General features: G+C 54.4%; 20 protein-coding genes. 4 read left to right on the forward strand and 16 right to left on the reverse strand.

The genetic code is table 11. The annotated features are described in order from the left end of the window. Nucleotides 1-49 precede the first annotated feature (49 nt). The 15 genes from H5T67_00890 to H5T67_00960 form a co-directional block, all read right to left on the reverse strand. Nucleotides 50-1,162 (reverse strand): inorganic phosphate transporter, encoded by a 1,113-nt coding sequence (locus tag H5T67_00890; GenBank protein MBC7243875.1) that lies wholly within the window; start codon nucleotides 1,160-1,162, stop codon nucleotides 50-52. Beyond that, nucleotides 1,068-1,877 (reverse strand): sugar phosphate isomerase/epimerase, encoded by an 810-nt coding sequence (locus tag H5T67_00895; protein MBC7243876.1) that lies wholly within the window; start codon nucleotides 1,875-1,877, stop codon nucleotides 1,068-1,070. The genes H5T67_00890 and H5T67_00895 overlap by 95 nt, the downstream gene beginning before the upstream one ends. Then, entirely contained in the window at nucleotides 1,867-2,763 is an 897-nt protein-coding gene (locus H5T67_00900; protein MBC7243877.1) for a carbohydrate kinase, read from the reverse strand. Before H5T67_00900 ends, H5T67_00895 begins: the two co-directional genes overlap by 11 nt. Continuing rightward, a complete protein-coding gene (locus H5T67_00905; GenBank protein ID MBC7243878.1) occupies nucleotides 2,727-3,695 on the reverse strand; it encodes a creatininase family protein in 969 nt (322 codons plus the stop codon). Before H5T67_00905 ends, H5T67_00900 begins: the two co-directional genes overlap by 37 nt. A 111-nt stretch (nucleotides 3,696-3,806) precedes the next feature. Then, nucleotides 3,807-4,694 (reverse strand): hypothetical protein, encoded by an 888-nt coding sequence (locus H5T67_00910; GenBank protein ID MBC7243879.1) that lies wholly within the window; start codon nucleotides 4,692-4,694, stop codon nucleotides 3,807-3,809. Nucleotides 4,695-4,697: 3 nt separating this feature from the next. Further along, the gene (locus H5T67_00915) at nucleotides 4,698-5,768 is read right to left on the reverse strand and encodes an ABC transporter ATP-binding protein (GenBank protein ID MBC7243880.1); all 1,071 of its coding nucleotides are present in this window, start codon (nucleotides 5,766-5,768) and stop codon (nucleotides 4,698-4,700) included. A gap of 1 nt (nucleotide 5,769) precedes the next feature. Further along, nucleotides 5,770-6,609, reverse strand: coding sequence for an ABC transporter permease (locus H5T67_00920; GenBank protein MBC7243881.1), 840 nt, complete (start codon nucleotides 6,607-6,609; stop codon nucleotides 5,770-5,772). Continuing rightward, nucleotides 6,606-7,454, reverse strand: coding sequence for an iron ABC transporter permease (locus H5T67_00925; protein ID MBC7243882.1), 849 nt, complete (start codon nucleotides 7,452-7,454; stop codon nucleotides 6,606-6,608). Before H5T67_00925 ends, H5T67_00920 begins: the two co-directional genes overlap by 4 nt. Nucleotides 7,455-7,532: 78 nt before the next feature. Continuing rightward, a complete protein-coding gene (locus H5T67_00930; protein MBC7243883.1) occupies nucleotides 7,533-8,771 on the reverse strand; it encodes an extracellular solute-binding protein in 1,239 nt (412 codons plus the stop codon). 208 nt (nucleotides 8,772-8,979) lie between these two features. Then, complete coding sequence (locus tag H5T67_00935; GenBank protein ID MBC7243884.1) at nucleotides 8,980-9,816, reverse strand: sugar phosphate isomerase/epimerase; 837 nt, start codon at nucleotides 9,814-9,816, stop codon at nucleotides 8,980-8,982. A gap of 4 nt (nucleotides 9,817-9,820) precedes the next feature. After that, nucleotides 9,821-10,651, reverse strand: coding sequence for a sugar phosphate isomerase/epimerase (locus H5T67_00940; GenBank protein MBC7243885.1), 831 nt, complete (start codon nucleotides 10,649-10,651; stop codon nucleotides 9,821-9,823). A gap of 7 nt (nucleotides 10,652-10,658) precedes the next feature. Next, entirely contained in the window at nucleotides 10,659-11,693 is a 1,035-nt protein-coding gene (gene iolG / locus H5T67_00945) for an inositol 2-dehydrogenase (GenBank protein MBC7243886.1), read from the reverse strand. A 49-nt stretch (nucleotides 11,694-11,742) separates the two neighbouring features. Beyond that, nucleotides 11,743-12,900 (reverse strand): alcohol dehydrogenase catalytic domain-containing protein, encoded by a 1,158-nt coding sequence (locus tag H5T67_00950; protein MBC7243887.1) that lies wholly within the window; start codon nucleotides 12,898-12,900, stop codon nucleotides 11,743-11,745. 19 nt (nucleotides 12,901-12,919) lie between these two features. Beyond that, entirely contained in the window at nucleotides 12,920-13,930 is a 1,011-nt protein-coding gene (locus H5T67_00955) for a LacI family DNA-binding transcriptional regulator (GenBank protein ID MBC7243888.1), read from the reverse strand. A gap of 163 nt (nucleotides 13,931-14,093) precedes the next feature. Further along, nucleotides 14,094-14,567, reverse strand: coding sequence for a hypothetical protein (locus tag H5T67_00960; GenBank protein MBC7243889.1), 474 nt, complete (start codon nucleotides 14,565-14,567; stop codon nucleotides 14,094-14,096). A gap of 275 nt (nucleotides 14,568-14,842) precedes the next feature. Between H5T67_00960 and H5T67_00965 the strand changes: the two genes are divergently transcribed. Then, on the forward strand, nucleotides 14,843-16,717 hold the full coding sequence (locus tag H5T67_00965; GenBank protein MBC7243890.1) for a cellulase family glycosylhydrolase: 1,875 nt from the start codon (nucleotides 14,843-14,845) through the stop codon (nucleotides 16,715-16,717). Here H5T67_00965 and H5T67_00970 read toward each other — a convergent pair. Then, complete coding sequence (locus H5T67_00970) at nucleotides 16,710-18,044, reverse strand: B12-binding domain-containing radical SAM protein (GenBank protein MBC7243891.1); 1,335 nt, start codon at nucleotides 18,042-18,044, stop codon at nucleotides 16,710-16,712. The genes H5T67_00965 and H5T67_00970 overlap by 8 nt on opposite strands. 207 nt (nucleotides 18,045-18,251) lie before the next feature. Here H5T67_00970 and H5T67_00975 point away from each other — a divergent pair, with 207 nt between their 5' ends. From H5T67_00975 to H5T67_00985, 3 genes are all read left to right on the forward strand, one after another. After that, nucleotides 18,252-19,286 carry a DUF2804 domain-containing protein gene (locus H5T67_00975; GenBank protein MBC7243892.1) on the forward strand — a complete coding sequence of 345 codons (1,035 nt, stop codon included), beginning with the start codon at nucleotides 18,252-18,254 and terminating at the stop codon, nucleotides 19,284-19,286. A gap of 65 nt (nucleotides 19,287-19,351) precedes the next feature. After that, entirely contained in the window at nucleotides 19,352-20,929 is a 1,578-nt protein-coding gene (gene amrB, locus H5T67_00980; GenBank protein MBC7243893.1) for an AmmeMemoRadiSam system protein B, read from the forward strand. A 147-nt stretch (nucleotides 20,930-21,076) separates the two neighbouring features. Further along, the gene (locus H5T67_00985) at nucleotides 21,077-22,174 is read left to right on the forward strand and encodes a hypothetical protein (protein MBC7243894.1); all 1,098 of its coding nucleotides are present in this window, start codon (nucleotides 21,077-21,079) and stop codon (nucleotides 22,172-22,174) included. Nucleotides 22,175-22,546 lie beyond the last annotated feature (372 nt).

The following is a 22,546-nucleotide window of genomic DNA, read 5'->3' on the forward strand; positions in this document are numbered from 1 at the left end:
TTTTGTAGGAATAGCTCCTCTGATTACGTTGTCCAAAGGCAATCCCCACTTACCAGGCTCTGAGAAGTCGGCTTATCAGGCGGTAAATGAGAGCAGCCAACAGCGTTGTGGCCGGGATAGTAAGAACCCAGGTCAACAGAATACCCCTGACTATCTTCCAACGCACTCGGGATAGACGTCCAGCCGAACCGACACCCACCGTGGCTGAATTGACCACCTGGGTAGTGCTCACCGGTACTCCTAGGAGAGCAGCGCCAAGGATCACCATCGCCGAGCTAAGTTGAGCAGCGCAACTATGCACTGGCCTTATCTTGTAGAACTTGCTCCCCACAGTTTTGATCACACGCCAGCCACCAAACATCGAGCCTAAAGCCATCGCTCCAGCAGATACAGCCACTACCCACCGTGCCACACTGAACTCCGATTGGTAGCCACAGGCAACTAAACTCCCGGCGATGATGCCCATGGTCTTCTGAGCATCGTTGGCACCATGAGTCAGAGCCAGAATCAAAGTAGTGAAAGTTTGCAAACGCTTGAATACCTGGTTAATCCCAGGCGAAGCCTCGCGCGCCAGAAAAAGGATCAACTGCATCAACTGGCGACCCACCACCAGACCTAGGATGGGTGAGAGGAACAAAGCGATCATTACCTTCATCAACCCATGCATTTGGATTCCACCTAGGCCGAAATCCACGCTTACCGCACCCAGTATCCCTCCAATCAAACCGTGCGAGGAACTAGAGGGGATGCCAAAGAACCAGGTAATCAGACTCCAGAGAATGGCGGCGAGCAAGGCAGCCAAGATAACGGGAGCCGTCCAAGTGTTTGGGGCAACTAGCCCCTGTCCTATCGTAGTAGCCACCGCTACGCCAAAAAGGAAAGGTCCACAAAAGTGGGCTATAGCATTTAACACCAAGGCTTGGCGCCAGTTCATGGAGCGGGATGAAATGGCTGTAGCCACAACATTGCCTGCGTCTTGGACTCCATTCAGAAAACCAAAAATAAGAGCAGCAACAACCAGAACAACCGCCGGGTAGATAGTCAATGCCTTCTCCTTATCGCCGATGTTAGATGCATAAGCTGCGCAGCGTGGCAAGCGCACGCTGGGCACAGGTATCTGCATCGGGCTTTGGCATGGCTTCAACGGAAAGATATCCACCATTATAGCCAATCTCCCGCAATACCGCAATCACCTTGGCAAAATCAATATGCCCTGCACCGGGATACCAGCGGTTGGAATCAGCCACGTGTACATGGAGAAGGCGACCACCTGCCAAGCGCATCGCTTCTTCAAGTGAGACTTCTTCGATATTCGCGTGAAAGGTGTCGAAAAGCAACCCAATGTTGCCTGCGCCAATCGTCTGGATGCACTCCAAACCCTCGGCTACGGTATTGATCAGGTTTGTTTCATAGCGGTTGAGTGGCTCCAGTACAAGGTGAACATTTGGCATGGCGTACTGAGCGCACTCAGCAAGGGCAGTAATTAGCCACTCCATTGCTTGCTCACGCGAGATGCCTTTCTGCACCTGTCCTCGAATTAGTCCAATGATGACCATGGCTTGCAAGGTTCGGGCAAAATCGATATGCTTTTTGACGCGCTCGACTGCCCGCCGTCGCACCTTTTCCTGCGGGTCAGTGAAGGAGAGTCCCTCTTCGCCGTAGGCCTGGCCTGTACCAATAGCCGGTACCTCCAGATGAAGCCGGCACAACACCTGTTGCACATGAGTTACGTCAAGCAAGCTAGGGTCACGCACTGCCAGCTCGACACCATCGTAGCCCAAGTGCGCCATTTTCGCGGCATTTTGCTCCCACTCGCCCTTGTAGGCTACGCCCTCGAAGGCAGTCCGTTGCGTAGAAAGGACAATGCTACATTTCATCTACAAATCCCTTGAAAGGCCCTGGATTTTCCATCTTCAACGAAGTAACAAGAGCAGCAAAGCAACATGCCTCTGCAGGCGAAGAGGTCAGCCTCCGAGCCAGATAGGCTGCAAAGCACGTATCCCCGCGCCCTGTCCTGCCTTTCAGTTCCCTTGGTGTGAATGGTGCTTCGTATTCCATCCCATCGGCGTAAACCAACACTCCTCCAGCGTGGGTTAGCACGAGCTCGCGGGGGCCATAGCCAGCCAACTCCCTGGCTGCTGCCTTTAGGTCAGTTTTGCCAGTAAGAACTTGAGCCTCGACATCGTCCGCTTTGAGAAAATGAACGCAGGAGAGACCATCCACCTTTTGTGGCCAGTCTCTAAAAACCAGTTCGCCTCCTTCACGCACTCGTACAAATCCCTGCACGTCCAATGCGACTGGCCCTCTTTCAGCAATTGCCCGTACGAATGGAATATCCACCTCGCCAGCCATGATAGGACCAATCAGCCATATCTTGGCTGCAATGGAAGGCACATCAGTCAGACGAAATGGCCCAGCAAAGCCCAAGGGTGTACACACACGTCGGTCCATGTCTGGGCTGAGATACACATTCCGAATACCTGAACTCTGCTTTGCAGGCCGGGCAAAAACCAGGATGCCTGCTGCCCTCAATTCATCTAGGCGTGGTAAATCTGCTTTCGCCAGCCGCGTCACAACTGCCACTTGCAAACCGAGCCGACGCAAGGCAAGCGCACCATAATAGACCGAACCGCCGGAGGCGACCTCTTCATTGCCGCCAAAGACCAGTTCATCCTTGGCGAAATGGCCAATGACGGCGATGTCTGCAGAAAAGCGAGCCATTGCGATTAAAATGGATAGGCCAGGGTGTAGATATGCCTCCAACCCTGCTCAAAGGGTTGCTTGGTCACCGCTTCCAGCTCTTCCGCTGAACGCATCGAGACCATCTCTGCGGGCGGCAACTTCCCTGGTGGGAAGGTCGCCATGATATCCTTGACCAGCTTCTCCAGATAGTCCAAAAGTGCCTCGACCCCAGCACGTGCCTTCTCGATGTCTGCTAAGGTAGCCTTTCCCACCACTCCTGGTTGATAAGCCGCTACCTCGATCGGGCCGCACCCAGCATGTCCATACCAGGCGATAGGGCGTTGCAGGAGGTTGCCGGCTTTATCAATGTGCCCCTCGGGGAGAAAGCCAAGTGGCTTGGTATCTACTGCGTCCTCCATTTTCACATACTCTGGCAAGAGTGCCAGCGACCAGCTAGTCTCCACTTCATCAGCGTGGATAAAGTTGGTCTCGTAAGGACCTCCTTGCCCCTTCGTCTTGAGGTATGCAGGAATGGCATGGTACCAGTTGACATTGACGAAAATCCCTGGCACCTGGAACGTCTTGGCAAACTGATGAATGGCGGTTGGGATTACGTATTCCTGACCATGGCCATTCAGTAGGATCTGTTTGCGAAATCCGGCATTCCAAAAGCCAGCCATGATCGCCTTCAACATGCCAATAAAGTACTCCTCAGGGACAACAATCGTCCCAGGCATGCCCACGTGATGATAAGGGTGCGAGCCAAACCACAGCGGTTGGGAAATAGTGCAGCCAGTAGCGAGAGCCACCTGCTCTGCCATGCGGGTGACTAGAAAGGTGTCCTCCCCATAAGGTGCATGTGGCCCATGAGCCTCCGTAGACCCAATAGGAATGATAATGAGGTCGCAGGTCTTGAGACGCTGCTCAATCTCTTTCCCTGTCATGTTCTGGAAATAGAGACCATTAGCATGTTCCATATGCCCACCCTGTGGTGGAATTTGCCATTTACCCATTGTTCTCTTCCTCCTTTTAATCATCCTTGATCGCTTATCTCATAGACTCACAGAGCCCAAGAACAACTCCAGTAAATTGTGAAAGGATTGCCTAAGAGAGATTGCAGGTTATTAGCCAGCCCGCAGATACCTTGTCTGGATTAATGCATTGACTGCTTCGATGTCTCTACGGAAAGGACCTTCCGCTTCCATCTTCAAGCTGGTCACAGCAGCTGCCCAGATGGTAGCCTCAGGTGGGGATGCTGCCAACCGTTTGCAGACATAGCTGGCAATGCAGGTATCACCCCGCCCACTGCGGCCAACTAATTTGTGTGGGAAAAAACCGGCCTGATAGAACTGCCCATCGGCATAGACCAGTACGCCATCTCGATGGGTGAGGACAATCTCGCGGGGACCAAGTTCCGCAATCATCCGCGCCGCTGTCCGCAAGTCAGATTCACCGGTCAGCAATTCTGCCTCTACAGCATCAGCTTTGAGCACATCGAGGCAAGCGAGCACCTGTTCCTTTTCAGACCATGGCGCAGGGACGAGCACGCCATCCTGCACTATGCGGATGAAACTCTGCACATCAGCGACGAGGAGTGTATCCTTCTGTCGTAGCTCCTGGATGACGTCCAAGCCAACCTCACCCCGCATGGATGCGCCAATGAGGATAGCTCGCGCTTGTAGGAATTTGACTTCCTCAGGAGTGAATGGACCGGCAGAACTGGTGACGTAGATGGTGCGCTGATCCACATTGTTGCTGGGATATTCCAAGCGCAGACAAGTGGAAAAGGAGGTGAAACGCACAAAAACATCCACGCCCAAGCGCTTTAACGCTTCTACTACATGAAAATTTTCCCTAGCCAAGCGGGTAACGACAGCGGCATACAGCCCCATCCTGGCAGCGACATTGGCGCCATAGTTACAGGCACCGCCATCTACAACTCTCGTACCTGCCGCAGAAACAATAGTGTCTTTGGTGTAATGGCCAATGAAGGCTACATCGTATTGTTTCATCGTCTATTCTAATATCACGCGACAGCATGCCTCTGGTAGGCACACTTTTACTGTTTCCCCAGCTTTGAAACGCACCTTGCCGTCGGTTTGTACTCTGACCTGTACCCCTTCACCCACAACCACGCGGTAGTCAATCGTATCGCCTAAGTACGTCAGCTTGTTGACCACTCCTTCGAATGTATTGACTGGTCTCTCAAAATCAGCAGGAAAGAGTTGAACATCGTTGGGACGGATGAAAACCAACAGATCCTGTCCCACCTGCGTCCCTTCTGTAGCAGGCACCAACAGTTTGATGTGATTGACCGCGACCACGGCCATCCCTTGCTCCAAAGAGAGAACTCGGCCACGGATGAAATTGGACAGCCCGATGAAATCAGCCACGAACTTGGAGCGAGGCGATTCGTAGATTTCATCAGGCGTTCCTACCTGCTCGATACGACCTGCATTCATCACTGCTACCCGGTCGGAAAGGGCTAAGGCTTCTGCTTGGTCATGGGTCACATAGACCGCAGTAATGCCCAGACGTCCAATCAAATCTCTGATCTCGAAGCGCATCTCCTCGCGCAGCTTGGCATCCAGATTGGACAGGGGCTCGTCGAGGAGCAGCACCTTGGGATGATAAACCAGTGCTCTGGCCAACCCCACCCGTTGTTGCTGTCCACCCGAAAGCTGACGCGGATAGTGTCGCGCATAGGATTCCATGCGAATCAGGTGCAGTGCGCTCATCACCATCTCGCGCCGTTGCGCTTGGGACATGCGTCGGATCATCAGCGGGAACTCGACATTCTCATAGACAGTCATGTGTGGGAACAGGGCAAAATTCTGGAAGACCATGCCTAGTTCGCGCTTATGGGTAGGTACATCTGTCACATCCACTCCATCAATGAAGACGCGCCCTTCATCTGGCATGACCTGTCCAGTGATGCAGCGCAGAGCAGTTGTCTTCCCACAGCCGGACGGACCCAGCAAAGTCATCAATTCGCCGCGCCGGACCGAGAGATTGACATTGGCATTGGCGACTATAGAGCCGTAACGCTTGGTTACGTTCTGCAACACGATCATATAGTCACTCATCTCATACTCCCTTGAACCCTCCCACCAGTTTCTCCGGTTGTACCTGCCGTTGCACCATGAACAGCACGAATAGGGAGGGAATGATCAGAATAATGGATAGGGCACTGGTCACTTCCCAGTACCCCTCACCTACCGCCAGATAAGTACGCACAGGCAGAGTGATGGTGTGTGGGCCATAGGTCATCAAGGTCAGGGTGAATTCGTTGTAAGAAGTCGTGAAGGTGAAGATGATGGACGACAGGATACCTGGCAAGACCATAGGGAGGGTAACATGGAAAAAGGTCCGCAGTTGGTTTGCTCCACACACCGCTGAGGCTTCCAAAACACGCTCATCCAAACCCTCGAAAGTAGAGGATAACACCAGAATTGCATAAGGAGCGCAAATAGCCACATGTGCCAAAGCAACCCCAAGGTGCGTGTCCACCAGGTGCAGGCGGTAGAAAATCTGGGCAATGCCCAGTGCATACGCTATGGGTGGAATCATGCGCGGCAACAAGATAATGGATGTGAGCACTTCTTTGGCTGGCACCTTGCGACGCCCAAGCGCCCAACCTGTCGGCAGAGCAATAAGGGTAGAAATAGTTACCGCTATCGCTGCGATGATCAAGGTATTGCTCAACACTTGCGGGATATTGGCAATGGTCAACGCCCACCTATACCAATCCAGCGTGAACTCTGGAGGGAGCCATCGCTTGCCAAACCAGTTCCTTCCTACGGACTTGAACAAAATGAGCAAGAAAGGCGATGTAATCCAGAGGAAGAAGCTCCACAGGAAAGTATAGACAAGGACTTTTTTCTGATTGACCAAGGCATGCCAGTAACGTCTTGCTAGGGTTGTCATGTCAGAGGCTTCCTCAAGATGCGCATATACAGGGCTAAGAAAATGACTTGCAGCGTAGCCATGATCACGGCCATAGCACTAGCAGCAGACCAACGTGCTGGTATAAAGATCCCAATTTGTTTGTAAATCGCAACTGACAAGGGGCGATAGTTCCCGCCTGTAATCAGAGGAATGCTGAACGCACCAAAGGCAGCCATGAAGGTGAGCACCGAGCCAGAGAGGATGCCCGGCATAATGAGCGGGATCACGACATAGCGCAGCACCTGCCAGGGAGTTGCCCCAGCAACCCTGGCTGCTTCCTCAAAAGCAGGATCCAACCCCTCCAGCGTAGATAGCGTAGTGACCGCTGTGTAGGAGAAATAATGCCATACGTAAAAGATCACCAAGCCAGCCAAGGTATAGTTGACCGTCAACGGGGCTTTGAACCCAAACACTTGAAGCAGGAGCAGGTTAAACCAGCCTCGACTGCCCCAGAATAGCAAAAGCCCCAGCGCTCCAATCAAACCAGGCACGGTGATTGGTATCAGAATAGTCAGACGAAACAGACGATGTCCGGCTGGCTTGCGTCGCAGCAGCAATGCCAGTGGCACGGACAGAATGATGGACAAAATTGTGGATGCAACGGCCAAGAAAAAGGTAAGCCAGATGATGCGCCTGAAATCAGGATCGCTGAGAAAGGTGGCGTAATTCATCACTGTCCAGCCAGAGGCCTGTCCTTCAGGACGAAAACTACGGACTATGGTGACCACCATGGGGTAGAAGAACAGGCCAAAGAATCCTGCCAATCCAGGTGACAGCAACAAAAAGGTGATAATGTTCTGCCTTTTATTGGCGAAATTGTGCATAGTGAGTGTTTTCCTCTTGCGCCCTTGAGAGCAGCCTGGGCTGTTTCCCCAGCCCAGGCTGCTCCGTTGGCCGCAGGGCTACTGGCCAAGCAGGACCTTGGGGCCTTCCGTCTTGATCCAGTCGGTAACCTCTTTGTTGGAAAGGCGGACACGGTACGCTTCTACTTCTTCCCACTTGGGGATCTTGCGCCAGACGACATCCGGGATCTTGTCCCAGATTTCCGTGCCGGTATACTGCCACATCGTGGTGATCAGGCGGATCTGCTGGTCATCCGAAAGCAGATAATTGATGACCTTCATGGCCACAGGCTTGTACGGTTCAGAGATATTGCCCGGGATGGCCAGGTAGCCATCCGAGCCTGCCGGCAGCCCATCGCTAAGCGCAGCTGCTGCAAGCGTTGGCGGCATGGTCCCCTGGCTGATAGACCACAGAGAATAATCCATAGCGTACACTGCGATCCAGGTATCACCAGCGTTAAAATCCTCAAACATGTTCGTTGGCTCGTTGGCGATCTTGCAGTAAGTCAGGAAATCTTTCAGTTTGTCCACTGCTTCCTGGAACTCGGGCTTTGCCTGCAGTTCTGCCAACGGGATGGGCTTGTCCTGGGCATCTGTGAGTGGGACATACGCATTGAGGAAGCTGTACGGCAGGCTGCGGCCGGAGCCAGATTTGGAATCGGGGCGCATCCAGCCGATATGACCCTTCCACTCTGCACGCCGCTCGTAAAATTCCTTCCAAGACTTGGGCGGATTCTTGACGTACTCGGTGTTATAAATCAGCGTATATTGGCTGCGCCAGTAGAGTGCGCCCGTGCCTTGGATGTCCACACCCTGCGCCAGTTCGAGGTAATCCTCGCGGCACTTGGTCAGATTCGGGATCTCTCCCTTGAGATCAGGCCATAGCTTGACCAAGGAGATTCCCTGCTGCACCATATTGGCAATGTGCTCGGGCTTGACGAACAGCAAGTGCACATCGCCCTTGCCCGCTTCCCAAGCCTTCATGCGCTCGATCAGCTCTGATTCACTGCCCACTACATAGTTAACTTTCACCCCCAATTGCTCCTGGATGGAGGGGATGACCACGTTCTGCCAGTACCATTGGAAATTGGCACCGGAGTTGGTATCTACCATGGTGATCTCTGTTGGCGCTGGCGGTGGGGGTGTCGGCGTGATGGGAACAACCACCGTCTCCTTGACAACCTGAGTCTCCCTTTGGACAATGACCTGCGGTGTAGGTGTAGGAGATGGTGCGCATGAAACCACGAGAGCGGCCACAACCAAGATCAAAACGAATAGTCTCCACATTTTGTTGCCCATTTGCTTTCCTCCTCGAAAGATTGGAATGGTAAGGCTAGAAACCCAGCCTCAAAAACCCTCCACAGATGATCCCTATCTTTCTGCCCACCTCCTTTCCTGTAATACTTTTCTCGGGAAATCCTTCTGGCCATTGTCTTGCTGCCTATTTTCAATTATAGCATCTACAGACAAGCGTAACAAATTCTCTCCATTTAGGCTGCTCTGCCTTTTATGCCACTTCAAAGTACGGGCTTAGCACACGCAATGCGGCTGCCCGTGCCGCGGCAGCTAGTTCACTTGGTTCACGTTCCCAATACTCTGGACGAAACAGTTCGACAGAACAAAGGCCATCGAACCCAATTCGCTTGAGCTGCGCTAAGATGTCATTCAACGGGATCACACCCTCCCCGGGCAGCAAGCGATAGGCATCCTCAATCGAATCCTTCGGACGATCTTCTACATCGTTGATATGAAAGATGAAGATTTTTTGGGGCGATACCTCTGCGATGGAGTCTAGAGACGAGTCTCCAGCATAGAAATGGCAGGTATCAATCACAAGACCTACATTGGGTAGAGCCGTTTCCTGAACAATCTCCCAGCACTGCTCCAGAGTCCGCACCGAGCACCAAGGGAAACCCAAGAACTCAAAAGCCAATTTGACTCCATACGGCTCGGCTATAGCGGCTAGTTCCCGTAGCACATTGACCGATTCCGTCCGTATCTCCGCCCTGCTGACTTGGCCTTTGGGTGTCGGGCTTGGTACTACCACGATCTTATCGCATCCCACCTCATGTGCCCACGCGCAGAGTTGTTGACAGCGGGAAGTGATCTGCGCATGCTCATGCTCAGGACGGAAGGTGATGAATTCAATCGAATTGATACTGGCGGGAAGGATCGCACGCTGACTGAGGAGCGTGCTCAATTCTTCACAGCGATGATCTCGCAGATAGTCATCCAGTTTCGCCGCCCAAATCTCCAATGCTTTGAAGCCAGCCGCACTTGCGGCAGCGATATCCATAGGCAAGTCAGCTTTCATTGTAGTAGCGCCGTTGAGACCTAGTAGCATAGCCCTAGCTTTCCTTTCCCCACACGATGTTCTCATAAGCACGCAGTAACTCGAGCGATTCCGCCACATATCCCCACACTTCTTCCCGCCACCCTTGACCCTTGACTGGAGTGAACGGATCAGGCCCCGCAGCAGTGCACTCGATGATGATAGAGTCATTGTAGCCAACTTCACGGAGCGTGCGCATTAGTCCGATAAAGTCCGTATGTCCTCGTCCAACTGCCTGCCGATTGGAATCCGCAGCATGGAAGAGAAAAAGGTGCGTCCCAACCGATAGGATAGCTGAGCGCAGATCTGCCTCCTCGATGTTCATGTGGTAGGCATCGAGCAGAATGCCAACGTTTTCCATATCCACTTCTTCGATGAAGCGCAGCGCCTCCTGCGCTGTGTTCAGTAGATGAGCCTCATAGCGGTTGAGCACCTCCATGGCGATCTTCAGCCCATATTGTTGAGCCCGCTGCGCAATGAGGCGCACTGCCTCCGCAAAGATATCTCGCTCTTCCCAATAACTCGTCACAGCTCGTACACGTCCCACCGCACCATGACAGCAGACAATGGGATTCCCCAGCGAGCTGGCCAGGTCCAGCAAACGACAATAATAGTCGAGTGCTGCCTGGCGAATGCCGTCATCTGGATGGGCTAAATCCACGTTCTCCGGTGTGAGGGAGAGAACCTTTAGTCCTTGTCCATTCAGCACTGCGTTGACCTCACGAGCATCAACACGCGCGAGATCGCCCAGCAACTCCACTCCATCGTAGCCAAGGGACGCTAACCTGGCCGCTATCTCTGCTAAAGACTCATCCCCGAATATCCATGTACAGACGCCATAACGCATCCAAGACCTATCCTCTCCCCATTGCTGGATCAATCTCGCTCAACCTGACTGGACGGTTCTCGGCATAGGATTTGCCCGCCGCATAACCCATGACCACAGGGACGCGCGCATCCAGCCCTGTAACGGGTGGTTCTCTGTCCTGCTGAATGCACTCAATGAACGCTTGCATCTCAGCAATGTAAGAATCCGTGTACCGCTCGATGAAGAAGAACAGAGGCAGCGAAGAATGAACGCCTGTGGCTGTGCTCCACTCCGCCGTATCAGGTTTTTTGTTGGAAACGATAACCACGCCCCCGGACCCAAAAACCTCGACGCGTTGATCATAGCCATACACCGCTCGACGGCTGTTGTCTATGGAGCCGATAGCTCCGCTGTCAAAACGGAGGGTGATGAGCGCAGTATCAATATCGCCTGCCTTGCCAATCGCTGGGTCTACCATCACACCGCCCGTGGCATATAACTCGGTTACTTCGCTTTGCATCAAATAGCGCGCCATGTCAAAGTCATGGATGGTCATGTCCAGAAAGATGCCCCCCGAGCGCTTCACGTATTCGATGGGCGGTGGTTGCGGATCGCGGCTGGTGATGCGCAGGATATGAGGTGAGCCAATCTCGCCTGCGGCGACGAGTTCGCGCGCGCGCTTGAAATTGGCATCGAAACGGCGATTGAAGCCAATCTGTAGCTTGACTCCCGCTTTCTCCACAGCAGCCAGCACACGGTCAATGCGCGCTAGGTTGAAATCGAGCGGTTTTTCGCAAAACACGTGCTTTCCTGCCGCAGCGGCTTCTTCGACGATCTGCGCATGGGTATCCGTGCTGCTGCAAACGATCACAGCCTCGATGTCTGGATTGTCCAGCAGGGTGCGATAATCTTGGCAAGCAGTGGGGCATTGGCAATCTGCAGCGCATTTTTCGGCAGCCTCGAGAGCAATGTCTGCGATGGCGATGAGCCGAGCATGGGGGACACGGAAAGCCAGATTCTGTGCATGCAGCCTGCCAATGCGGCCAGCACCGATCACTGCAACGTTAACTTTCTGTGGCATGTTCTCCTCCCGCTGTGAAAAGAGATTGCTTAGACCCGATATCCTGCCCCTAATCCGGCTTTACTATGATCTTGCCATGCTGCCGTGCGCCAGATTGGGCAATGGCATCTACCACGTGGTCAAGGTCATAGCGCGCCGTGATAATAGGCGTCAGGTCCAACCGGCCAGAAGCCACTAGACGAATGACATTGGGGAAATTGCCATGGCCGGAATGACCCTGTGAGCCATAGATTTGCCCACGCCGCACCTGGAACGTCTCGAGATAAATCGGCACCCGTTGCGCCGCACGGCCAATTTGCACGATCTTACCGTTGATGGCCAGGCTTTTCTCCATCTCCGGCACGGTCAAGTGAGGAGCACCAGCAGCCTCTACAAATAAGTCAGCCCCTTGTCCCCCGGTCAGGTCCATGATCGCTTCGCTTGGCTTAACTTGCCTGGGATCGTACGCATAGTCCGCCCCAACTTTCTTGGCCAGTTCCCGTCGCTGCGGGGAAACCTCGAAGGCAATAATCTTCCCAGCGCCGGCTGCTTCGGCTAAACCCACCGCGGCCAGTCCAATGGGCCCTGTGCCAAACACAACAACATAGGCACCTGGCCGAAAGCCTCCAGCGCGCTCAAACATGGCATTGTAGGTGACGCATGTGGGCTCGGTCAAAGCGCCTGCTTCGTAGGCTTTCTCTTCGCTTTCGAAGATGGTTTTATAATCGTTGATCTTCCAGCAGTACTTGGCACCAATAGCGATGTACTGGGCAAATGCGCCGGGGATGGTGAAACCAATCTCCTCCAGGTTTTCGCAATGATTGGGGAACCCGTTACGGCATGGGGTACAATAACCACACCAGATCATTTCCTCGGCAGTGACCATATCACCAGGCACCAAGCCTTTCACTTGCTTGCCTACCTCTGCGACCACGCCGGAGAACTCGTGCCCCAGAATAGTGGGGAATTTGGTGAGTCCGGGATAGAGGATATAACCCTGCTCATCCGTCTCATAGAAATGGATATCCGAACCACAGACACCGCAAGCCTTCACCCGAATCAGAACCTGGTCTGGCCCGGGAATTGGCCGCTCCACCTCCCGAACCTTCAGCTGGGGGTTTCGCCAAACACTGCTGCCAGTGATGGCTTTCCCCGTTTGGCGCTCGAAATCCGAGAGAATGTACCCTTCTCTGGGTTTCCACTCTGCATTGAGCACTAGTGCCTTCATACTCGGGTTTCCTCCTCTTTTATGTATTTTCCTTGCATCGGGTACACGAAGCCCGCACAATCAGTTCGCCCTGCAGCACAATATTGTGCACATCCTTCTTCCCTGAGAGCAGTTCGAGCAGCATACGCATAGCTAGTTGCCCCATCTCATGCTTTGGCTGGGCTACCGTGGTCAGCGAGGGGTCAACATAGGCTGCCAGTGCGATGTCGTCAAAACCGATCACGGACATGTCTTGAGGCACGTGCACTCGTGCCTCCTTCAATGCCCTCAGCGCTCCGATAGCCGTCATGTCGTTGTAACAGAAAATGGCAGTAGGTGGCTGGGGCAAGGAGAGCAAGCTCTGTACCCCCGTTTGTCCACCTTCCATCCGACCATTGCCGCTGGTGACCAAGCGAGGGTCATATCGGATCCGATGAGATTTCAATGCCTGCCTATAGCCATGCAGGCGATCGCGATTGGAACTGACTTCGGGGGATCCACCAATATAGCCGATCCTTCTATGTCCCAATTCAATCAGGTACTCTGTGGCCAAGCAGCCGCCATGGACGTTGTCCGTGGCTACGGACCAGACATACCGACCAGCCCGTTGATTATTGATGAGCACAACTGGCACCTTCATCTCTTCGAGCAGAGGGAGATAGAGGTCCCCTACCCGAGAAGAAGTTACGATAACCCCATCTACGCGATTCTCGTGGAGGAGGCGTACCACGGCGACTTCACGTTGTGGCTGAGCATTGGAATTGCAGAGGAACACGCTGTAGCCATGATCCAGCGCTAGTTCCTCCACCCCGCGCACGATCTCGGCTACAAAAGGATCAGCAATCGTGGTAACAACCAAACCGATGGTGCGAGTGCTCTGTGTTACCAGGCCGCGAGCGACACCACTGGGTACATACCCCATTTCCTCAGCAAGACGCCGTATCCTGCGCTTGGTCTCATCGTTGACCAGGGGACTGTCTCTAAGCGCTCGGGAGACGGTGGAATGGGAAACTCCTGCTGCTTTGGCCACCTCTTTGATGGACACGCCCATGGCTGCATCCTTGACGCCAGGTATTTTGCACACGTGTGCATTTAATATTTTAACAGAGAATAGCAACCTTGTCAAATCTGGCGTGCGCTTGCGCCCGAAGCCATCTTAAGTGCGAGAGGGAGAGGATTGTTTCACCACCGAAAGTACTATCGAATGCTTGTTCCTATGGCTGTCGCGGGGTAAAGCCAGTCTGACCCGTATAACGCACGCCGTCGTAGTCAAAGGTAACCGTAATTGGCAGGAATACACCAGGCACATAGTCCCGCACAGGGAGCGTGCAGACCCCGGCCCCGTAGATAATGAGCACATCGCACTGCTTGGTGCCATCTTTCACAGGGTACTCCGCCCGCATCATCAGCCCACCGAGGCGCACGCCGTTCCTAATGATGCTCCCCCGCACAGTGACATAGGAACCGAGCGTCGGCGTGGGGTCATCCACCCAGAGATCCAGTTCAATGCGCGCACCATCGGGATGTACCATGAAATTCGGCTGCGGCGAGGGCGAGAGTTGAACAGTGGGTGCGATGCTTGACATCGCGGTCGGCAGCAACGTGGGAATGGTTGTCGCAGTCGGCATTGCACTCTGTGCACACGATGTCAGCACAAGGATCAAGAGAAGAAATACACTATATCTCACTGGATAGCTCCTTGATCAAGCGATTGTTCATGGGTAAATAAGGCAATATCTGGGCAACTGCCTGCAAAGCGCATGGGCAGCGCTGCCCAAAGCATCAAACCCGCGTGCAGATTCTAATGATACCAACCCTTATGGTCAAACCGTTCTTGATGGTGTGAAACAACATGCGCAATTGACCCGAGGTAATTCCCCAGTACAATATAAGTGCACAGGGGTTCTTTTGTGAGTGATGCCCCTTTGCTTTGTCCAAAATAACATGAATTTGGGGAGGAAACATGATCCGTACTGACGGGCCATGGTTCAAAGACGAACATGGACGGACACTCATCCTGCGTGGCGTGAACCTGGGAGGGAGCAGCAAGGTGCCATTCCGCCCAAACGGAGCGACCCACATCCGCGAAGGATTCTATGACCACCGCAATGTCTCCTTCGTCGGACGTCCTTTCCCTCTCGGGGAAGCAGATGAGCATTTCTCCCGTTTGCGTGCCTGGGGATTCACCTTCTTGCGCTTTCTGGTCACCTGGGAAGCAGTGGAGCACGCAGGCCCAGGCATCTACGATGAGGAATACCTGGACTATCTCTATGCCATAGTGCGCAAGGCAGACGAGTACGGCATCCGCTTGTTCATCGACCCGCACCAGGATGTCTGGAGCCGTATGTCCGGCGGTGACGGCGCGCCAGGCTGGACTTTTGAGGCGGTGGGCATGGACGTCACCTGCTTCTCCGAAACTGGCGCAGCCATCATCCATGCCATTCATGGCGATCCCTTCCCGCCCATGATCTGGCCAAGCAACTACAACAAACTGGCAGCGGCGACGATGTTCACTCTCTTCTTCGGCGGCAACGACTTCGCCCCTTGCACCCGAGTAGATGGCGAACCAGTGCAAGATTTTCTACAGCGCCACTACATCAACGCCATGAAACGAGTTGCACAGCGGTTGTCGGGCCTGCCCAATGTTGTGGGCTACGATACATTGAACGAGCCCTCATCTGGGTACATAGGCTGGCCAAACTTGAACTACGCTGGGCCATTGCTGCTGGGGGAAACGCCGACGCCTTTCCAGTCCATGGTGCTGGGTGCAGGCTTCCCACAGGAAGTAGGGATATGGGAGATGCGCATCACCGGAGCCAAGTTACGTGAAAAGCGGCTTGTCAATCCCCAAGGAGTGCGCGTTTGGTTGCCTGGGTACGACTGCATTTGGAAGGAGCATGGCGTATGGGACGTGGACGCAGAAAGCAAGCCGCGTTTGCTTCGCCCCGACTACTTTACCCAGGTCAATGGACGCCGCGTGGACTTTGTCAATGACCACCTGCGTCCTTTCCTCAACCGCTATGCCCAGGAAATACGTTCCGTTGCTCCTGACGCGATCATCTTCCTGGAGAGCGTGCCAGCCCAGAGACATCCCCACTGGGGGCCGGAAGATGCACCGAACGTGGTCAATGCCGCCCACTGGTACGACGGCTTGACCCTGTTCACCAAGCACTTTCGCTCCTATCTGACCATGGACTTTCACACGGGCAAACTCGTCCTTGGCCCATGGCGGATACGAGGCTCCTTCTTCGAGCAGATTGCCCGCATCAAAGCAGAGGCTGCAAGTAAAATGGGGAATATCCCCACGCTCATCGGCGAATTCGGAATCCCCTTCGATATGCAGGGAAAACGCGCCTACCGCACAGGTGATTTCTCCCTGCAGACGCGGGCAATGGATGCCAGTTTCCAGACTATGGAAGCCAACCTGGTCAGTTGCACACTGTGGAATTACACTGCCGACAACGATAACGTCCATGGCGACCAGTGGAACGATGAGGATCTCTCTATCTTCAGCCGTGACCAGCAGACTGACCCTAGCGACATCCACTCTGGTGGTCGGGCGCTTCCAGCCGTCGTGCGTCCCTACGCACAGGCAACCGCCGGGGAGCCCTTGCGCATGAGTTTCAATTACAAGTCCCGCACTTTCGAATTCGAGTTCCGCCACGATCCGGCCGTGCGGGCGCCCACAGAGATCTTCGTGCCCAATTACCAGTACCCTGATGGTTACCTGGTCGAGGTATCCGATGGCAATTACGAAGTGGATCGCGAGTCCCAGACGCTCATCTACCGGCACAGTATGGAGCGTGAGACGCATTCCATCCGAGTGAGACCTAAATAGAAAGCAATGCCTGATTCCCTGCTCGAATCTGTCGTTTCAGTTCCTCCATAGCCTGCACATCGGCACAAGGGTAGATGGAATTGTTGTGCAGCAGGGGATCCGCATCTGCTGGAATGCACCCTGCGCTGACCGCTGCCTGCCATTCGGTTGTCCCAGGCACAGGCGAAAACTCAGCAGCATGCACCTGGATGCCCAAGCGATGGGCAAAAGCAACGGTAGCACGTACCTTTCCCAGATCCTGTCCAGGTCGCCCAATCAGCACGTAGGCGGATATTTCGCGCGCCGTGAAACCCGCACCCTGTAGTGCTTTCACCGCCTGGGCAAAACTTGCCTCGTCCACCTTGCCACCATCGCGCTGCTCCTCTTCAGGGTCAACAGTCTCAAGCCCCAGACGGATGGTGACAAAGCCAGCACGGCGCATCTTCTTGGCAAGAGTGCGGTCAATATACCGCGCATGGAGGCCATTGGGCGTGTGAAAACGCACGCGCATACCACGCTCGATCACCGCATCGAGAATAGGCTGGATATGTTGCTCTGCATTCACCAGCAAGGCATCGTCATAGAAAGCAATGTCCTGCACGCCCAGAGTCTCGACGCACCAGACTACTTCCCGCACTAACTGCTCTACTGGGCGCAGCACAATCCCTCCAGGCACGATCTGGTGCACCGCGCAATAGGGACAGTGAAAAGGACAGCCGCGGGCAGTCTGGATCGCGACGTAGCCTTGTGGGCGACGCAAATCGTGCGCCGGAGGGGCATCCGTAGACGCAACTGTTAGGGTGCGTGACTCGCCAGTCACCTCGTTCACCCACTCCAGCGCCTGTCTTTCCCCCGGCCCACTGATCACGGCATCCGCTCCAGAATGGGCACGAGCATGGTCGGTGCACAGTGTGGCATACACGCCACCCAGAGCCACGGGCACATCTGGCCAACGCATCTTGATACGGCGAATGGCTTCGAAAGGACCTGGGTACCAGTAGGTCATCATCGAGGTGACCAGCACCGCATCGGGTCGGGGTTGGGCATCTAACTCTGCCTCAAAAACCTCCACAGGCAGTCCATAACGCCCCCAACGCCGCGGAACATGAGATAACACCTGTGGCTTGGGCAGCTCGACCTTGGCGAAATGGCCACAGCCATAGGCATCTCGGGCAGATACCGGTGCCGGGGCGACAGGGTGATGCCGGTCGAGACAATCGAGCAGCGTCACCTCATGCCCTGCCTGGCGCAGTACCCCCGCGACAGTCAGCAGCCCCAGCGGCTCGATCCACAGGTTATAAGCGGCAAAGTCGTAAATCCAAGGATTAACGCACAGGACACGTGCCATGTTTTCTATTCTACCCCCACTGATTGCCCCACACAAACGAGGGATTTGTCTTGAATCTCGGCTGTCAGGGATGGGAGACGAATACGTGGAGCAGCACATTCGTTCATTTGTGATCATGTTCGTTGATGCGCATGTCCGTTTGACCGCTTGCCTATTTTCGCCTATTATTATGTAGTTACAACGCCTGGGAACCAAGGAAGGTGGGCCATGCAAAAGGAAATCATCTCGCCATCTCCGCTGCTTGATGCAGAGGGCAAGCTTGTGCAGGTAGGTTGGTCACGGCAACCGTATTTGGACTGCAATCTGGAGAACGTCCGCTTCTACCCCTTGCGCGCGCTGCAATTCCTGCGCATCAAGCGCTGGGACTATTATGGGATCACCACGCCCGACTTTTTCTTCTCTGCGACGCTATCCCATGTTGGCTACCTCGGGTTGGTATTTGTCTACATGCTGGATTTCCACACGCAAGATTTGGCAGAGGAGACCCTCATCGTGCCGCTGGGCAGAGGCATCCACCTGGCAAGAAACAGCGACCAGGGCGATTCCTACTTTGACAATGGCCGCGTCCGAATCGCTTTCCAGCTAAAGGAAGACCAGCGTCATCTACAGGTGGACTGGCCAGCTTTTAACCGCGGCCAGGGCATTGCCGCTGATGTGACGCTCCACTGCCCGCCTCAGTATGAATCCATGGTCATCGTCATCCCTATCGGACGCCGCCGCTTCTACTATAACCGCAAGATAAACTGCCTACCAGCAGTCGGCTGGGTGCAACACGGGCAGCGCCGCCTTGATCTGCAACCCAATCAAGCACTGGGCAACCTGGACTGGGGCCGTGGCGTCTGGGAGTACAAGAGTTTCTGGGTATGGGCAAGCGCTTCAGGTTTTCTACCCGATGGTCGCACCCTAGGTCTGAATATGGGCTATGGCTTTGGCGACACCAGCGCCGCAACGGAAAACGCCTTCATCCTCAATGGACGCATTCACAAGTTGGAAGATATCGCCTTCGACTATGATTCGAGCAACTTCATGCGCCCATGGACAATGCGCTCCGCAGACGGGCGTCTGGACCTAGAATTTGTGCCCTTCAAAGAGCGCACGGCGCGGAGCGAGCTTCTCCTGCTCTACAGCGAGGTACACCAAATGTTTGGACGCTATAACGGCTTGCTGCGCAGCGACGATGGCGAGGAACTGCATATCCACGATGTGATTGGCTGGGCTGAAGAGCATCACGCCAGGTGGTAAACCGCAGGCATAATCAATTGAAAAGGCAACCTGGCGCTTATCAGTAAAACGTGAGCATGAATAAGATGTCCGGTAGATGCAAAGGTTTTCCGGCAAAGTGTTACGTTTTGGGTGCGCTTCTGTGCGCCATCGCCTTGATCTCCTGTGCTGCGCCTCAAACCTCTACTCCCCATACTCCCGCACCCTCGCTTGTCGGCACACCAGCCATATCGCCCAGTCCTAGCCCGATAACTGCTATCGCTGCTGAGGATATCCGCAAGCCAGCGGTTGCTGGCATGTTCTACCCAGCCGAGCCCGCCGAATTGCAGGCCATGGTAGACCAGTTGCTGCAACAAGCAGAGCAGGTACCCCAGGAACCTATTGCGTTGATAGTGCCCCATGCTGGATATATCTATAGCGGCGCAGTGGCAGCAACAGCGTTCAAACAACTGGAGGGGCGCAAATACGATGCGATCGTGATAGTGGCCGGCAACCATTACGATCCGTATTTCACGCGTATCTCTATCTGGCCCTCAGGTGCTTACTCCACGCCCATCGGGCTCGTGCCGGTGGATAGTGCATTGGCGGAGACAATCGTGGCCGCTGACCCACAGCACATCATCGCTGATCGCAACTCGCAGTTGTCCGAGCACTCCATCGAAGTGGAACTGCCCTTCCTGCTGCGGGCATATGGCCCGGCTCCCTTTGTCCCCGTCTTGATGGGTCAACAATCTTGGGAGAACTGCCAAGCACTCAGCACTGCGTTGTTCACCGCCCTGCGTGGCAAAAAAGCGCTCATCATTGCCAGCACGGACATGTCTCATTACCCCACCTATGATAATGCGGTGCAAGTAGATCGCGCAACGCTGCTGGCCATCACCTCGCTAGACCCACAGGCTGTCATCACCAATACCAAGCATTGGCTCAGCAAAGGTGTGGACAACTTGTACTGCACGCTATGCGGAGAAGGGGCCGTGCTTACGACAATGTTAGTAGCCCAAAAACTGGGAGCCAACCGCGCCACTGTGCTCCACTATGCCAATTCGGGCGACTCCCCATACGGTAGTAAGGACCAAGTAGTTGGATACGGAGCCATTATGTTCTGGAAGGAGGAGGCGATGATGCTGAATGAGCAAGAGAAAGCCACTTTGCTACGTATCGCCCGCGAGACACTACAGCAATACCTGGAAAAAGGAACTATTCCCAAATATGAGGTAAACGAACCCGGATTGCGCCAAAAGAGCGGTGCGTTTGTCACGCTGGAGAAAAAGGGCCAATTGCGCGGCTGCATTGGTCACATGACAAGCGACCAGGAGCTTTACCGCACAGTGCAAGAGATGGCCATCGCGGCAGCAACCGAGGACCCTCGTTTCCCTCCGCTCAGAGCAAATGAACTAGTAGATATCACCATCGAGATCTCTGTGCTCTCCCCCTTGTACTATGTCCGGGATGTGGGGGAAATCCAGGTGGGGCGGGATGGGTTGTATATCATCAGCGGCCCCTACGCGGGGGTGCTTTTGCCTCAGGTAGCAACAGAGTGGGGCTGGAACCGCGAGGAGTTTTTACAACAGGTGTGCCTCAAAGCAGGGCTACCCTCAAATGCGTGGCAGAAAGGAGCCATGCTCTACCGCTTCGAAGCCCAAGTCTTCGGAGAAGCAAAGTAAAGGTCACCGCGGGACATAGGTGACTTTCTCTGAGCGCACTCCATAAGGCATTTGCCCTTCTCAGTAGGGTGGCTTTCCAGCCGACCTTGGCTATTAGCCACAGCCTGATTATAATCATGCCAATCCATTCTCTCAGGAGGGAACGACATGCACAGGTGGCAGATCATCTACATCACACTCGCACTCATTGTGCTGGCCTTATCTCCCGTTACTGTGTTATCCCAAGAACCCTGTCCAGGCAACCGTCTGACGAATGCTGGTTTCGAAGAGGGCTCATGGAATACTGGCGCAATGGGCACGCGTCCCTCTTCCATCGTCGCTACTGGATGGAGCCCATGGAGCGTGTGGGGTGACGTACCCTACAGTCAGGAGGCAGAATTTGATCTAGAGGACATCACGCGCCTAGGATTTTCAACTTACCGTGTGCATTCGGGCCACTTCTCGCAAAAATTCTCCTCCAGTTATGCTGTGCACACAGCAGGCATGTACCAACGCGTGGCTGTGCCCAAAGGCAGCACAGTTACTTTCTCCATTTGGGTGCAGATATACACAGGACAGGAGTCCTCGACCTCGGACGGGAAATTGGTTTCCGACCTCAACCATCCGGGAAACTATCGCGTCTACGCGGGCATTGACCCCTATGGTCGAGAACCAGCAGGGTTCGGTGCCCCGCCTCCCGAGGAAACGGTGTGGTCCGACCCGGTGATAGACCGAGAAACGCGCCGGGTCAACGAGCAAGGGCTGCCCTATGACGCTTGGGTGCAATTGAAGGTAACAGCAAAAGCTGCCGCTGATCACATTACCGTTTATACCAAAGGACAACCCGAGTTTGCCGTAGCCTACAATGTGTCCTATTGGGACGATGCTTGCTTGTCCGTTACTCCACCCAAAGCAACGGCAACCCCCACCAAACCGTTCACGCCAACTCCGTCGCCGACGCAATCTCCCACACCCACCGTTCCGGCGACCGCAACACCAACTGAAACGCCGCTGCCGACTGCCACGCCTCCTCCAACGGAAACCATGACACCAACGCCAGCCCCGACGCTTTTCCCAACGGATACTCCATTGCCTACAAGCACTCCAACCAAGACAAGAATACCGGCAAGCGAATCCACAGGGGGTAGTGCCAGTAGCAATCCTTTTCTACTGTTGAGCTTTGCCGTTATATGGCTCACTGCGGTAGGGTACATCGGGTGGTCACTATGGCAGAAGCGTCAGGCTACCAGCCGCAACAGAGAGTAACGACTTGAACACTGGAAGAATCTGACATTCTACGTACCGAGATGCAGACCTTATGTAGGTAGGTAACCGCCTTGCAGGAGGAACTAAAAGCAGCATAGGAACGCATTGCCAAACTCTAAGAGGGCTAGCAACAACTTGGCTTCTTTCGTGAAAGCAAAATAAGCGCAAGAAGAGGATCTCTCGACCTATTTGGCTGTAAGTGGCCAATAGATCGTTACCAGCCTCTTTGTCACAAGCGAGCAGCAGGTCGGTACTAATTGGGTCGAGCAGGATAGGTGGTAGCAAGGCGATATGCTCATCCCCAGTATACCCCAAATGGCGCAAGACGGCCAAAGGAGGCTTTTGCTCCATGCCCACGCCAAAGTGGGGGCG

The sequence above is a fragment of the Chloroflexota bacterium genome (assembly GCA_014360905.1).
Classification (GTDB): Bacteria; Chloroflexota; Anaerolineae; order UBA2200; family UBA2200; genus JACIWX01.

Coding starts and splice junctions, on each gene's coding strand:
- H5T67_00890 (MBC7243875.1), bottom strand. CDS start 1,162: ATGGTGGATATCTTTCCGTTGAAGCCATGCCAAAGCCCGATGCAGATA.
- H5T67_00895 (MBC7243876.1), bottom strand. CDS start 1,877: ATGAAATGTAGCATTGTCCTTTCTACGCAACGGACTGCCTTCGAGGGC.
- H5T67_00905 (MBC7243878.1), bottom strand. CDS start 3,695: ATGGGTAAATGGCAAATTCCACCACAGGGTGGGCATATGGAACATGCT.
- H5T67_00910 (MBC7243879.1), bottom strand. CDS start 4,694: ATGAAACAATACGATGTAGCCTTCATTGGCCATTACACCAAAGACACT.
- H5T67_00915 (MBC7243880.1), bottom strand. CDS start 5,768: ATGAGTGACTATATGATCGTGTTGCAGAACGTAACCAAGCGTTACGGC.
- H5T67_00920 (MBC7243881.1), bottom strand. CDS start 6,609: ATGACAACCCTAGCAAGACGTTACTGGCATGCCTTGGTCAATCAGAAA.
- H5T67_00925 (MBC7243882.1), bottom strand. CDS start 7,454: ATGCACAATTTCGCCAATAAAAGGCAGAACATTATCACCTTTTTGTTG.
- H5T67_00930 (MBC7243883.1), bottom strand. CDS start 8,771: ATGGGCAACAAAATGTGGAGACTATTCGTTTTGATCTTGGTTGTGGCC.
- H5T67_00935 (MBC7243884.1), bottom strand. CDS start 9,816: ATGCTACTAGGTCTCAACGGCGCTACTACAATGAAAGCTGACTTGCCT.
- H5T67_00940 (MBC7243885.1), bottom strand. CDS start 10,651: ATGCGTTATGGCGTCTGTACATGGATATTCGGGGATGAGTCTTTAGCA.
- iolG (MBC7243886.1), bottom strand. CDS start 11,693: ATGCCACAGAAAGTTAACGTTGCAGTGATCGGTGCTGGCCGCATTGGC.
- H5T67_00950 (MBC7243887.1), bottom strand. CDS start 12,900: ATGAAGGCACTAGTGCTCAATGCAGAGTGGAAACCCAGAGAAGGGTAC.
- H5T67_00955 (MBC7243888.1), bottom strand. CDS start 13,930: ATGGGCGTGTCCATCAAAGAGGTGGCCAAAGCAGCAGGAGTTTCCCAT.
- H5T67_00965 (MBC7243890.1), top strand. CDS start 14,843: ATGATCCGTACTGACGGGCCATGGTTCAAAGACGAACATGGACGGACA.
- H5T67_00970 (MBC7243891.1), bottom strand. CDS start 18,044: ATGGCACGTGTCCTGTGCGTTAATCCTTGGATTTACGACTTTGCCGCT.
- H5T67_00975 (MBC7243892.1), top strand. CDS start 18,252: ATGCAAAAGGAAATCATCTCGCCATCTCCGCTGCTTGATGCAGAGGGC.
- amrB (MBC7243893.1), top strand. CDS start 19,352: ATGTCCGGTAGATGCAAAGGTTTTCCGGCAAAGTGTTACGTTTTGGGT.
- H5T67_00985 (MBC7243894.1), top strand. CDS start 21,077: ATGCACAGGTGGCAGATCATCTACATCACACTCGCACTCATTGTGCTG.